Genomic DNA, 13,441 nt, shown 5'->3' on the forward strand with positions numbered 1-13,441 from the left:
GGCGGGGGGACGTCACCGGCCGGCCCGGGCACCGCGGCGCGCGGATCGCGACGCGGTGCGGCGACCCAGGACATGACGATCCATAGCCTGATGATGCGCCCTCGGGCCGGGCGAACGGCGGCACGCACCGCGCGCACACGCCCCGGCCGCGTCCGGATCACCTGATCAGTCGAGGGTGGGCCGATCAGCGGTTGGTCAGACCGGGCCGCCGCCCTCGGGCGGCACCCAGCCGAACAGCTGGAACAGATCGGCGAAGGACTGGGACATGTCGATGCTGCGGTCCACCATCCACTGGAGCTGGATGCCGTCGGTGGCGGCCAGGACGAGGGCGGCGAGGCGCTCGCTGGGCAGGTCCGAGCGGATCCGGCCCTGCCCGCGCGCCTCCTCGAGGCGGGCGGCGAGGGTCTCGCGGAAGACGCGGTAGCGCTCTTCGAAGAAGGCGTGGGCCGGGTGGCCCGGGTCGCTCGCGGCGGCGGCCAGGGAGACGAAGAGTTCGACGAGGCCGGGCGTGTGCTGATTCTCCGCGACCACCTCGAACGCGCCCGCCACACTCAGCGGATCGGGGTGGCGGGCCCTGGCGTCCTCGTCGCGCCGACGCAGGACCTGGGTGAGCAGGTCCTCGCGGGACTCGAAGTAGTGCATGATCCCGGGCATGCTCAGCCCGCACTGGGCCGCGACCTTGCGCAGGCTGGTGCCGCGATAGCCCTCGGCGGCGAAGATCTCCAGGGCGGTCTCGAGGATCTCAGCCCTCTTCGCCTCGCCCTTCCGGTACGGACCGCGCTTCGCCATGGGGACACCCTACCCTGCTTCTCGCCAAAAGCCGATCATTGATCTATTTTGGCCTGGACGCCGCTTTCGATCAAGGTCCACCGGGAGGATCCATGCCGCCACTCGTCCCCCGACCACTGCGTTCCCGCACCACGCCCGGATCGAGCCCGGCCGCGGGGGCGTGGTCGATCAGCCCCACGGCCCGCTCGCTCGAACCGGTCGCGCGGACCGCGCACGACCTTATCGCCCCGCATTGTCCCGGTCTGAGCCCGCACATCGACACGGGCTCCCCCGGCACCGACGGCTCCCGCCGCATCCGGCTCGCTCTGGCCCAACCGGACGAACTGCCGCCGTTGCCGGCTCCGACCGGCGTGGATCCGTCCGGACCGCAGGGCGAGTCGGAACGCTACCGGCTCACCGTCGACGCCGACGCGATCACGTGCACGGCCCGCGGCCCGCGCGGCCTGCTGCGCGCGGCGGCCACGGCCGCGCAGCTGCTGGGCGCCGGAGGCGGGCTTGAGCATCAAGTCATTGATGACGTGCCGCACTACGCCTGGCGGGGGCTGATGCTCGATCCGGCGCGCAGCTTCATCGCACTCGACGATCTGCGCAGGCTGGTGGACCTGGCCGCGCTCCACCGCCTCAACGTGCTGCATCTGCATCTGACCGACAACGAGGCCTGGCGGATCGAGATACCCGGCCGGCCGAGGCTGACCGAAACCGCCGAGGGCGGCTACTACAGCGTCGAGGACTTCCAGGGCCTTCAGCGCTACGCCGCGGACCGGTACGTCACGATCGTGCCGGAGGTAGACCTGCCCGGCCATTGCGCCGCCGCCACCCGCGCCTATCCGGATCTCGGCGTGCTGACACCGCCGGCCTCGGTCCCGCCACAGGTGGCCGCCGTGTTGCCGCGGCCGCTCGATCCGTCCGACGCCCGCAGCGCCGCGTTCATCGACGAGGTCTACGGCGCCCTCGCCGCCCTGACGCACGGACCGTTCGTCCATATCGGCGGCGACGAGGTGTTCGGGATCTCCGCCGAGCCGTTCACCGCGGCCGTACACCGGGCCCGGGCGGCGGTGCGCGCGGCCGGGCGCCGGGCGATCGGCTGGCAGGAGACGGCCCGGGCCGGGTCAGGACCCGAGGACGTCAGCCAGTTCTGGGTGGATTCGGCGATGGCCGATCTGCCGGTGACCCGGGACCAGTACGACGCGCGGCCGGAGTTCGCCGAGGCGGGCCTGACCCCGGAGCTGGTCCGGCGCCTCGCGGCGCACTTCGCCCCGGCCGACCAGGACGTGGCGCGCGCCCTCGCCGGCGGAGGCAGTGTGCTGCTCTCGCCGCAGTCGCACCTGTACCTGGACCGCCCCTACCACTCGCACGATCTACCCGAAGCGGAGCGCGAACGCCTGCGCAGCTTGGGATTCGCGCACTACCGGCCGCAGTCGGTGCGCGAGGCCGCCGCGTGGCAGCCGCTCGCGCACGCGGTTCCCGAGGCGCGGATCGCCGGGATCGAGGCGACGTTGTTCGGCGAGACGCTGCGCGCCTTCGAAGACCTCTCGAGGATGCTGCTGCCGCGCTTGGCGGGCGTGGCGGAGATCGCCTGGAGCGGCGCACCCGACTCCTGGCCCGCCTACAGCCGCCGTCTCGGGGCGCAGGCGCGGCTGTGGCGCCAACGCGATCTGCGCTTCGTCCCGGCGGCGGGGATCGACTGGGCCTGACGGGCTGAGGGGCCGAAGGCTTGGGGCCTGAGGGACCGTCAGGCCGGCGCTGTACAGCGGAGATGCAAGAAAGTTCACCTGGGCCCTTCAAAACCGACCATTGATCTGTTTTCATATGGGGCAGCACCGCACACCGGCGCGACGGCGCCTCTTGTGACCCTCGATCCCCACCGGCAGCCGCCCCGCGGCGCCTACATCGCGGCATGCCCGCGGCCACCGGTGGGCCTGGACTTCAACGGAGAAGAACATGAGAACTTCGACAGCCGCCGCGCTCACCGCGGCCTTGGCCGTGTGCGCCGGTACCCTCGCGGGCTGCGCGGGCAGTACGTCCGCAGCCGGCGGTTCGGGTTCCTCGGACGAGCTGCGCATCGGCTCGCTCACCGCGCCGACCAACCTCGATCCGCGCCTGGACTCGGGCCCGCAGGTGACCTACCTGCAGCCGGTCTACGACACCCTGATCACCCGCGACTCGGCCGGCGAGCTCAAGCCCATGCTGGCCACCGCGTGGTCCTACAACGCCGCGCGCACCGAGCTGACCCTCACCCTGCGCAAGGGCCTGACCTTCGCCGACGGGAGCGCGTTCACCTCGGCCGCGGTCAAGGCCAACCTGACCACGTTCGCCGCCGCCGGCGGGACCAGCGCGGTCGAGGCCGAGCAGATCGCGAGCGTGCAGACCCCGGACGCGACCCACGCCGTGATCGTGCTCAAGCAGGCCGACCCCGGGCTGCTGTTCTCGCTCACCGACGTGCTCGGCATGATGGTCAGCCCGTCCGCGCTGAGCGACACGAAGAAGCTGGCCACGACGCCCGACGGCATCGGCGCCTACACGTTCGACGCGTCCGCCTCGGTGTCGGGCACCAGCTGGGTCTACGAGGCCAACGCGCACTACTACGGCACCAAGCCCGCCTTCAGCCGGATCACCGAGACGAACTACACGAGCGAGACGGCGATCGTGGACGCGCTGCGCTCCGGTCAGGTGGACACCGCCGTGATTCAGAGCGCGGACAACCAGGCGGCGATCAAGGCCGACGCCTCGCTGACCACCACCGCGATCGACTTCGACTGGCAGGGCATCCTGCTGCTCGACCGCGGCGGCGCGGTCACCCCCGCGCTCAAGAGCCCGCTGGTGCGCCAGGCGCTGAACTACGCCATCGACCGGGCCGCCATGCTCGCGAAGATCCAGGGCGGCGCGGGCCAGGTGACCGACCAGATCTTCAGCCCCGAGGGCAGCGCCTACCAGTCAGCGCTCGACGACACCTACTCCTACGATCCGGCCAAGGCCAAGCAGCTGCTCGCCCAAGCCGGCTATCCCAACGGGTTCACGCTGACCATGCCGGATATCCCGACGATCGTCTCCAGCGCGATGGCCGCGACGCTGCAGACCTACTTCGCCGCGATCGGCGTGAAGCTGGTGTGGGCCACCGCCTCCGCCGACGTCACCACGCAGATCGAGGAGAAGACCTACTCGGCCTTCGTGTTCAATGACGGCGCCCCCGCGGCCGACTGGGAGGTCGTCGAGTCCCTGGTGCTGCCCGGCGCGCTCAACATGTTCGCCAGCACCGACCCGACCGAAATCGGGCTCGTCGGGCAGATCCAGCAGGGCGGCTCCGGGCAGGCCGCGGCGCTGAGCGGGCTGAACACCTGGCTCGTGCAGAACGCGTGGTTCGTGCCCTTCTACCGGATGCAGTACCAGCTGGTCACCGACTCCTCGGTCAAGGCCGTGGCGGACGCCGACATGGCCGTGCCCGCGCTCTGGGACTACAGCCCGGCCTCCTGACCACTCGCGCCTTCGCGCCCCCCACCCTCCGCACCTCGCATCTCGCACCGAAAGACGCCCTCATGCTCGCGTTCCTCGCGCGGAGACTCGCGGCCGCCGTGCTGCTGCTGTTCGTGATCTCCTTCCTCAGCTTCCTGCTGCTCTCGCTGGCCCAGGTGGACGTGGCCCGCCAACTGCTCGGCCTCCAGGCCTCGGCGTCCGCCGTCGCCCATGAGAACGCCGCGCTGGGGCTGGACCGTCCGCTGCTCGCCCGGTACGCCGACTGGCTCGGGTCCGCGGTGCGCGGGAACCTGGGCACCTCCTGGTTCACCGGCCAGGACGTGGCCCAGACGATCGGGCAGCGGCTGCCGGTGACCCTCAGCCTGGTGCTGGCGACCACCGTGGTCACCGCGATCGCCTCGCTCGCGCTCGGCCTGTGGGCCGGGACGCGGCGCGGGGTCGCGGACCGGATCGTGCAGATCCTCGGCGTGGCGGGCTACGCGCTGCCCGGGTTCCTGGTCACGCTGTTGATCGTGGTGGTGTTCGGGGTGGACCTGAAGTGGTTCCCGGCCACCGGGTACATCCCGATCACCCGCTCGTTCACCGGCTGGCTCTCCACCATCACGCTGCCGACGCTCGCCCTGTCCCTCGGGGCGGTCGCCGGGCTGAGCCAGCAGGTGCGCAGCGCGGTGGCCGCCGTGGCCGCGCAGGACTACGTCCGTACCCTGCGGGCTCGCGGACTGTCCGGCCGCAGCGTGGTGCTCAAGCACGTGCTGCGCGGCGCCTGCGCCCCGGCGCTGACCGTGCTCGGGCTGCAGTTCGTCGGGCTGCTCGGCGGCGCCGTGGTGGTCGAGGACATCTTCGCGCTACCCGGGATCGGGGCCATGACGGTCGCCGACACCAGCGACGGCGACGTCCCGGTGATCATGGCGCTGGTCATGGTCTCGGTGATCGGCGTGGTCCTGATCAACCTCGCGGTCGACCTGCTGATCGGCCTGCTCAACCCGAAGGCGAGGCTCACATGAGGGCCCCCTCCCCCAGGTCCCCGCTACGCGCCGTGCTGCGCAATCCGCTCGGCGCCGGATCCGCGGCCGTCCTGCTCCTCGTGCTGGCCGCGGTGCTGCTCGCCCCGGTGCTGCGGCCGGGCGGCGCGCAGAGTTCGAACATCCTGGACGCGTACGACGGCGCCGCCGCCGGGCATCCGTTCGGCTTCGACGGGGCTGGCCGGGACGAGCTGGCGATGCTGCTCTACGGCGGGCGCGCCACTCTGGGCGAGGCAGGCCTGGCCCTTCTCATCGCGCTGATACTCGGGCTGCCGCTCGGGCTGTGCGCGGGCTACTTCGCCGGGCGGTTCGACGCGGTCGGCTCCTGGGCGGTGAACCTGGTGATGGCGCTGCCCGGCATGGTCGTGCTGCTGGCCGCTCGCGCGGTGCTCGGCCCGACCACCGTGGTGCTGATGGTGGTGCTCGGCGTGCTGATCGCGCCGTCGTTCTTCCGGCTGGCCCGCGGCGTCGCGGCGGACCTGCGCGGGGAGCTGTTCATCGACGCGGCGCGGGTCGCCGGGCTGCCGGCCTGGCGCATCCTGACCCGGCACGTGCTCGTCGCCGTGCGCGCCCCCGTGCTCATCCAGGCTTCGCTGGTGGCGGGGGTGGCGATCGGCATGCAGGCCGCCCTCGGCTTCCTCGGCATCTCCACCGGCGTGTCCGCACCGAGCTGGGGCGGGATGCTCAGCGACGCGTACACCTCCATCTACACGCATCCGATCCTGATGCTCTGGCCGGGTCTGGCACTCGGCCTGACCACGGCGGCGCTGCTGCTGCTCGCGGTGGCGCTGCGCGACGCGCTCGAGGACCGGCCCGGCCAGGCCTCGGCCCGGCGCACGCGGCGGCCCGAGCCCGTCCGAGTCGTGCCGACGCCGGCCGCGGCGGCCGGACCGGCTCGGGCCGCCGCACGCTCCCCGCTGCTCTCGATCAGGGGCCTGACCGTCGCCTACGCCGGGCCGCAGGGCGCCGAGCGCGAGGTGGTCCACGGCGTCGACCTCGACGTCCGGCCGGGCGAGGTGCTCGGCCTGGTCGGCGAGTCGGGCTCGGGCAAGACGCAGACCGCGCTCTCGGTCCTCGGCCTGCTCCCGCTCGGCGGCCGGATCACCGGCGGCAGCGTCCTGATCGACGGGGCCGAGACGGTGGGCGCGGACGAGCGCGCGCTGCGGCGGCTGCGCGGCGGCGTGGTCGGCTACGTTCCGCAGGAGCCGATGAGCAACCTCGACCCCTGCTTCACGATCGGCAGCCAGCTCGCCGAGCCGCTGCGCGCCGTGCTCGGGCTCGGCCGCCGCGAGGCCGCCGCCCGCGTGCTCGACCTGCTGCGCGCGGTCGAGATCGCCGACCCGGCCCGGGTCGCGCGCAGCTACCCGCACGAGATCTCCGGCGGCATGGCCCAGCGCGTCCTGATCGCCGGCGCCGTCTCCTGCGAGCCGCGCCTGCTCGTCGCCGACGAACCGACCACCGCGCTCGACGTGAGCGTGCAGGCCGAGATCCTCGACCTGCTGCGCAGACTCCAGCAGGACCAGAACCTCGGCCTGCTGCTGGTCACGCACAACCTCGGCGTGGTCGCCGACCTGTGCGACCGCGTCGCGGTGATGCGCGCCGGAGCGATCGTCGAGACCGGCGAGGCCCGGCAGATCCTGCACGCACCCGAGCACGAACACACCCGCGCCCTGCTCGACGCCGTCCTCGACGACGCCCCGGTGCGCGCGCCCTGGCAGGCCCGGCCGACGAGGAGCGTGGCGTGAACACCGACGACGAGGAGCGCCGCGTGAACGCCGCCGACGAGATGCTGCTGACCATCGATGAGCTCTGCGTGTCCTACCGCGGGCGGGGACTGCGGACGCGCCCGCGCCGGGTGCTGCACGAGGTCTCCCTCGGGCTGCGCCCCGGCGAGACGCTCGGCCTGGTGGGCGAGTCGGGCTCGGGCAAGTCCACCATCGGCCGGGCGATCACCGGTCTGGCGCGCGCCGAGTCCGGCCGGATCGAGTTCGCCGGGGAACGCGTCGAGCACGCCGACGCCCGACGCCGCCGCCGGCTGGCCAAGGACATCCAGATGGTGTTCCAGGACCCGTACACCTCGCTCGACCCCGCGTTGACCGTGGGCGACACGCTGCGTGAACCGCTGCTGGCCCAGGGCGTGCCCGCGAAACAGGCCGCCGCGCGAGTGGCGACGCTGCTCGATCGGGTGCAGCTGCCCGCCGACGCCGCCGCCCGGCTGCCTCGGGAGTTCTCCGGCGGCCAGCGCCAGCGGGTGGCCATCGCCCGCGCCCTGGCACCGGACCCGCGGCTGGTGGTGTGCGACGAGCCGGTCTCCGCGCTCGATCTGACCACGCAGCGCGTCGTGCTCGAGCTGCTGCTCGAGATCCAGGAGGCCACCGGCGTGTCCTACCTGTTCATCTCGCACGACCTGTCCGTCGTGCGCTTCCTGAGCCACCGCGTGGCGGTGCTGCGCGACGGGCGGATCGTGGAGAGCGGGACCGCGGCCGAGGTCACCGAAACGCCACAACATCCTTATACCCGACGGATGCTGCTGGCCGCGCCCGTGCCCGATGTGGACCGGCAGCGCGAACGCCGCGCCGCCTTCGCCAGAGCCCGCTCCGGAGCCGCCGCGTGAACCCCCGGTTCCGGCTGGCCCTGATGCGCCTCGCCTTCCGGTTCGGCGGCGTGGACGAGGCCCCGGCCAGGGCCGCGGCGCTGCGTCCGCTGGTGCCCGCGGGCATCGCCGCTCACCTCGACCTGCGCTACGACCGTACGGATCGGGACGGGCTGCTCGACGTCTTCCATCCGCAGGACTCTGCGACACCGCCACCGGTCATCCTCTGGGTGCACGGCGGCGGATGGATCGGCGGCGACCGCCGGGACATGCGCGAGTATCTGCAGATCCTGGCCGGCCACGGCTACGCCACCGTCGGCGTCGAATACACCCGCGCCCCGCGCCGCCGCCATCCGCACCAGGCCCGGCAGGTCGCCACCGCGCTCGCCTGGCTGGTCGCGCACGCAGGCGAGTACGGGTTCGACCCGACGCGCGTCGTGCTGGCGGGCGACTCGGCCGGAGCGCAGATCGCGGCGCAGGTCGCCTGCGCTGTCACCGACCCTGCGTACGCAGGGGCCCTCGGCCTCAGCGCGCCGATTCCGCCCGAGCACCTGCGTGCCACGGCGCTGATGTGCGGCGCGTTCGACCTCTTATCCATGGTCCGCCCGGGAAAGGAAGGGCGCTACGTCGACGCCGTGATGGGGGCCTACTCGGGCACCAAGGCCTACCGGACCGATCCGCGGTTCCGCTACGCCTCGGTCGTGCGCTGGCTCACCGACGCGTTCCCGCCCACCTTCCTCACCGCCGGGAACGGCGACCCGCTGCTCCCGCAGTCCCGCCGGATGGCCGCAGCTCTGACCGGACTCGGCGCCGAGGTGGACGCGCTGTTCTTCGACGACACGCCCGACGTGCTCGATCCGCACGAATACCACCTGGACCTGCACACCGACTCGGCCCGCCGCGCCCTCGAGCGCCTGCTCGCGCACGTCCGGCGCCACACCGAACCCTGATCCACCCGCACGCCGACGGCGCCCGAACCGCTCGGGACGTCCGCGCCACACCACGATCCGGAGCCAGCATGTCCACCGACTTCCCCCCGCACTTCCTCTGGGGCGCGTCCACCTCCGCCCACCAGACCGAGGGGAACAACACCGCCAGCGACCTGTGGGCGCTGGAGAACAGTCCGCACTCCCCGCTCGGCGAGCGCTCCGGCGACGCCTGCGACAGCCTGCACCACTGGCAGGAGGACCTCGACCTGGTCGCGGAGCTCGGCCTGAGCGCCTACCGCTTCAGCATCGAGTGGGCCAGGATCGAGCCGGTCGCCGGGCACTACTCGCGCGCCATGCTCGCGCACTACCGCCGCGTCATCGAAGGCTGTCTCAGCCGCGGCATCTCCCCCGTCGTCACGCTGCACCACTTCACCTCGCCGCTGTGGCTGCGCGCGGGCGGCGGCTGGACCCAGGACGAGGCCCCGGCCCGGTTCGGCGCGTACGTGGAGGCGGTGCGGCCCTACCTCGACGGTGTCGACTGGGTGTGCACCATCAACGAGCCGAACATGCTCGCCATCGTCGCCGCCATCGCCGCGAACGGCGCCGCCGGCTCGGCCCCGGCGCACCTGCCCGAACCCGACCCCCGGGTGAGCGCCGCGCTCATCCGGGCGCACCACACGGCCAGGGACGTGCTCGCCCGCACGCCGGGCCTGAAGACCGGCTGGACCGTCGCGAATCAGCCCGTGCACACGTTGCCGGGCGCCGAGGAGGTCGCCCGGGCCTGGCGGGCCGCGCGCGAGGACACCTTCCTGCAAGCCGCGGCCGACGACGACTTCGTGGGCGTGCAGGCCTACACCCGCACCGTCGTCGGGCCCGAGGGACCGATCGCTCCGGGCGAGGACGCCCGGCGCACGCTCACCGGCTGGGAGTTCTACCCCGGCGCGCTCGAGGACGCGGTCCGGCACACCGCCGCGCTGCTGCCCGGCGTCCCCCTGCTGGTGACCGAGAACGGCATAGCCACCGGCGACGACGAGGAAAGGATCGAATACACCCGCGGGGCGCTCGAGGGCCTGCGGCGGGCCGTGGCCGACGGCGCGGACGTGCGCGGCTACCTGCACTGGTCGCTGCTGGACAACTATGAGTGGGGCAGCTACGGGCCGACCTTCGGCCTCGCCTCGGTCGACCCGCTCACCTTCGAGCGCCGGCTCAAGCCCAGCGCCCGCTGGTACGGCGAGATCGCCCGCGCCCACACGTCCGCCCCGTCCTCCGCGTCCGCCACGTCCCCCGCCAGGAGCGCCCGATGAACCAGCCGGACCCCGCGACGACCGTACTCAGTACCCTGACCACCGCGCAGAAGGCCGCCCTCACCTCGGGCACCGACTTCTGGCACACCACCGCGCTGCCCGAGGCCGGCGTCCCCCGCCTGACCATGACCGACGGCCCGCACGGACTGCGCCGCCAGCCCGAGGGGGTGGACTCGCTCGAGCTCGGCGTGAGCGTGCCCGCCACGTGCTTCCCGCCGGCCGTCGGGCTCGGCTCGTCCTGGAACCCCACGCTGGTCGAGCAGGTCGGCGCGGCCATCGCGGCCGAGGCGCGCGCGGCCGGGGTGGGCCTGCTGCTGGGCCCCGGCGTCAACATCAAGCGCTCGCCGCTGTGCGGACGCAACTTCGAATACGTATCCGAGGACCCGTTCCTGTCCGGGCGGATCGGCGCCGCGCTCATCCGCGGGATCCAGGCCCAGGGCGTCGGCGCGTGCGTGAAGCACTTCGCCGCCAACAACCAGGAGACCGACCGGGTGCGGGTGAGCGCCGACGTGGACGAGCGGACCCTGCGCGAGATCTACCTGCCCGCCTTCGAACACGCCGTCACCACCGCGCACCCGGCCGCTGTCATGGCCTCCTATAACAAGATCAACGGCACCTACTCGTGCGAGAACCCCTGGCTGCTGGCCGAGGTGCTGCGCGGCGAGTGGGGCTTCGACGGCCTCGTGATCAGCGACTGGGGCGCCGTCGACGACCGCGCCGCCGCCCTCGCCGCCGGGTGCGACCTGGCCATGCCCACCTCCGCCGCGGACGCCCTGCTCGCCGAACTCGTCGAGCGCGGCGAACTCGACGGCGCGCTGCTCGACGCGAGCGCGGGCCGCGTCCTCGCGCTGGTCGATCGGGCCACGGCGACGCTCGCGCAAGCGGACCAGGCCGAGCCGGTCGACCTCGACGCGCACCACGAACTCGCCCGCCGCGCCGCGCACGAGAGCGCGGTGCTGCTGAAGAACGCCGACGGACTGCTCCCCCTCGATCCCGCGGCCGACACGCGCATCGCGGTGATCGGGGAGTTGGCCCGCACGCCGCGGTTCCAGGGCGGCGGCAGCTCCCACGTGGTCCCCACCCGAGTCGACAACGCCCTCGACGCCATCGCAGACCTCGTCGAACCGCGCGGCCTGGTGCGGTTCGCGGCCGGCTACACGCTCGAGCCGGCCGGCGACGCGGACGCCGCCGCGGAGCTGATCCGTCAGGCAGCACAAGCGGCCCGCACCGCCGACACCGTCCTGCTCTTCCTCGGCCTGCCGGAGAGCGCGGAGTCCGAGGGTGCGGACCGCACCGACATCGCGCTGCCCGCCGCGCAGGTCGAACTCGTCCACGCCGTGGCCGCCGCCAACCCCCGCACGGTGGTCGTGCTCTCGCACGGGTCAGCCGTCGAACTCACCGACTGGCGCGACGAGGTCCCGGCGATCCTGGAAGGCTGGCTGCTCGGCCAGGCCGGCGGCTCGGCCGTGGCCGACCTCCTGTTCGGCCGGGTCGCCCCCTCCGGCCGACTGACCGAGACCATCCCGCTGCGGCTCCAGGACACCCCGTCCTACCTGCACTTCCCCGGCGGCGAGGGCCACGTCTGGTACGGCGAGGGCCTGTACGTGGGCTACCGCGGCTACGACACGCTGGGCACCGAGGTCGCCTACCCCTTCGGCCACGGGCTGACCTACACGACGTTCGCGTACAGCGGACTACGGGTCGGTGGCGGCGCGGGCAACGGCGGCATGAGCGACGGCGGCGCGGGCGACGGCGGCGCAGGTCACGGAACGCAGCCCACTTCCAACGCCTGCGAGGTCGAATTCACCCTCACCAACACCGGCGCCGTGGCCGGAGCCGAAGTCGTCCAACTCTACGTCAGCGAGACCGCGCCCCGACTGCACCGACCCGCCCAGGAACTCAAGGCCTTCGCCAAGGTCACACTCGAACCCGGCGCGTCGACCACGGTCACGTTCCAGCTCGACGAGCGCGCCTTCGCCCACTGGTCCCCACAGTACGCCGACTGGGTGATCACCCCCGGCGCGTTCGAACTGCGCATAGGCGCGTCCTCCCGTGACACCCGGCTGAGCACCGAGGTCATCTTGCCCGGCACCGGCCACCGTCAGCCGCTGACCGCGCGTTCGAGTCTCGGCGAGTGGCTCGCCGACCCGCGCGGACTCGCCGTGCTGGTCGCCGCCGCCGGAGAGGGCATCACCGCCATCGACGCGATGGGCGCCGCCTTCCCGCTCGGCCGGATCGCCGCCCTGTTCGGCTTCGGCCCGCAAGACGTCGAGCGCCTGTGCGAGGCCGCGGCGGCAGAGGCCGCCGCCGCAGAGCCCGCCGACTCCGATCCCTCAGCGGCAAGGGGCTGAGATGCCAGTCGACCCCCGCCTGGCAGCCGCGGCCGCGGACGTCGCCCAACCCGGCGAGCCCGCGTCCACATCCGCGTCCGCATCCGCGCCCGCCGCCGACTCGACCGCACGCCGCGACGCGCTGTCGGATCGGCAGATCGCCACCACCGGCCCCGCCATGGACGTACGCGAGGCCGTGTTCGACCTCGCACCCGAGCCCGTACCGGTGCGCATCTACCGCCCCCGAGACGGCGAACTGCCCGGGCTGATCTACCTGCACGGCGGCGGATTCCACGGCGGCGGCCTGGACGAGGCCGACGCATTGTGCCGCAGGCGCGCGGCGGCCATCGGCTGCGTCGTCGTCTCCGTCGGCTACCGTCTGGCGCCGCAGCACCCGTTCCCGCAAGGCCTCGACGACGCCTGGAACGCCGCCCGCCTGGTCGCCGAACGGGCCCGTCGCCTCGGCATCGACCCGAAGCGGATCGCCGTCGGCGGCCAGAGCGCCGGCGCCAACCTGGCCGCCGTCCTCACCCAGCGCGCCCGCGACGCCGGAACCCCGCTCTTCGCCGCGCAACTCCTCGAGATCCCGGTCACCGACGCCGACACCGACTGGCCCTCGGTGACCGCATACGGGTCCGGATACGGCTTCGACCGCACCGACCTCGACTCCATGTGGCAGCAGTACCTGCCCGAAGGAGCACACCGCGGCGACCCCGCCGTCTCCCCACTGCGCGGACGCCTCCACGGCCTGCCCCCGGCGCTCGTCACCACGGTCGAATACGACGTCTTCCGCGACCAAGGCGAGCGCTACGCCCAAGCCCTCGAGCAGGCAGCCGTCCCAGTGCACCTGCGCCGCTGGCCCGGCCTAGTCCACGGCACCACCGACCTCGACATCCTCCTGCCCGACCTCGCCCACGACTACCTGACCGAACTGGCGGAGGTCATGCGCGAGTACCTGGGCCTCGGCCTGACAGCGCAGGCCCCCCACGAACCCCCGCCCCTC

Annotated in this window: 10 protein-coding genes; 9 read left to right on the forward strand and 1 reads right to left on the reverse strand. The window is 73.1% G+C overall.

The genetic code is table 11. The features are described from left to right. Positions 1–195: 195 nt before the first annotated feature. Positions 196–789, reverse strand: coding sequence for a TetR/AcrR family transcriptional regulator (locus tag KDL01_RS31990; RefSeq protein WP_212532403.1), 594 nt, complete (start codon positions 787–789; stop codon positions 196–198). 92 nt (positions 790–881) lie between these two features. Between KDL01_RS31990 and KDL01_RS31995 the strand changes: the two genes are divergently transcribed. The 9 genes from KDL01_RS31995 to KDL01_RS32035 form a co-directional block, all read left to right on the forward strand. After that, positions 882–2,483 (forward strand): family 20 glycosylhydrolase, encoded by a 1,602-nt coding sequence (locus KDL01_RS31995; RefSeq protein ID WP_212532404.1) that lies wholly within the window; start codon positions 882–884, stop codon positions 2,481–2,483. 247 nt (positions 2,484–2,730) lie between these two features. Next, a complete protein-coding gene (locus KDL01_RS32000) occupies positions 2,731–4,260 on the forward strand; it encodes an ABC transporter substrate-binding protein (protein ID WP_212532405.1) in 1,530 nt (509 codons plus the stop codon). Positions 4,261–4,322: 62 nt separating this feature from the next. Next, the gene (locus tag KDL01_RS32005) at positions 4,323–5,264 is read left to right on the forward strand and encodes an ABC transporter permease (RefSeq protein WP_212532406.1); all 942 of its coding nucleotides are present in this window, start codon (positions 4,323–4,325) and stop codon (positions 5,262–5,264) included. After that, positions 5,261–7,027 carry a dipeptide/oligopeptide/nickel ABC transporter permease/ATP-binding protein gene (locus KDL01_RS32010; protein ID WP_212532407.1) on the forward strand — a complete coding sequence of 589 codons (1,767 nt, stop codon included), beginning with the start codon at positions 5,261–5,263 and terminating at the stop codon, positions 7,025–7,027. The genes KDL01_RS32005 and KDL01_RS32010 overlap by 4 nt, the downstream gene beginning before the upstream one ends. Next, positions 7,024–7,896: an ABC transporter ATP-binding protein gene (locus KDL01_RS32015; RefSeq protein ID WP_212532408.1), complete on the forward strand. Its 873-nt coding sequence runs from the start codon at positions 7,024–7,026 to the stop codon at positions 7,894–7,896. Before KDL01_RS32010 ends, KDL01_RS32015 begins: the two co-directional genes overlap by 4 nt. After that, the gene (locus tag KDL01_RS32020) at positions 7,893–8,825 is read left to right on the forward strand and encodes an alpha/beta hydrolase (RefSeq protein ID WP_212532409.1); all 933 of its coding nucleotides are present in this window, start codon (positions 7,893–7,895) and stop codon (positions 8,823–8,825) included. Before KDL01_RS32015 ends, KDL01_RS32020 begins: the two co-directional genes overlap by 4 nt. A gap of 68 nt (positions 8,826–8,893) precedes the next feature. After that, positions 8,894–10,108, forward strand: coding sequence for a glycoside hydrolase family 1 protein (locus KDL01_RS32025; RefSeq protein WP_212532410.1), 1,215 nt, complete (start codon positions 8,894–8,896; stop codon positions 10,106–10,108). Then, positions 10,105–12,459 carry a glycoside hydrolase family 3 C-terminal domain-containing protein gene (locus KDL01_RS32030; protein WP_212532411.1) on the forward strand — a complete coding sequence of 785 codons (2,355 nt, stop codon included), beginning with the start codon at positions 10,105–10,107 and terminating at the stop codon, positions 12,457–12,459. The genes KDL01_RS32025 and KDL01_RS32030 overlap by 4 nt, the downstream gene beginning before the upstream one ends. Position 12,460: 1 nt before the next feature. Continuing rightward, a partial coding sequence (locus tag KDL01_RS32035; RefSeq protein WP_212532412.1) for an alpha/beta hydrolase occupies positions 12,461–13,441 on the forward strand: 981 nt, incomplete at its 3' end.

Source organism: Actinospica durhamensis, from assembly GCF_018139695.1.
GTDB lineage: Bacteria > Actinomycetota > Actinomycetes > Streptomycetales > Catenulisporaceae > Actinospica > Actinospica durhamensis.

What these genes read in the sequence shown, in the direction of transcription:
- KDL01_RS32025 (WP_212532410.1), top strand. Translation starts at nt 8,894, where the DNA reads ATGTCCACCGACTTCCCCCCGCACTTCCTCTGGGGCGCGTCCACCTCC.
- KDL01_RS31995 (WP_212532404.1), top strand. Translation starts at nt 882, where the DNA reads ATGCCGCCACTCGTCCCCCGACCACTGCGTTCCCGCACCACGCCCGGA.
- KDL01_RS32005 (WP_212532406.1), top strand. Translation starts at nt 4,323, where the DNA reads ATGCTCGCGTTCCTCGCGCGGAGACTCGCGGCCGCCGTGCTGCTGCTG.
- KDL01_RS31990 (WP_212532403.1), bottom strand. Translation starts at nt 789, where the DNA reads ATGGCGAAGCGCGGTCCGTACCGGAAGGGCGAGGCGAAGAGGGCTGAG.
- KDL01_RS32010 (WP_212532407.1), top strand. Translation starts at nt 5,261, where the DNA reads ATGAGGGCCCCCTCCCCCAGGTCCCCGCTACGCGCCGTGCTGCGCAAT.
- KDL01_RS32030 (WP_212532411.1), top strand. Translation starts at nt 10,105, where the DNA reads ATGAACCAGCCGGACCCCGCGACGACCGTACTCAGTACCCTGACCACC.
- KDL01_RS32000 (WP_212532405.1), top strand. Translation starts at nt 2,731, where the DNA reads ATGAGAACTTCGACAGCCGCCGCGCTCACCGCGGCCTTGGCCGTGTGC.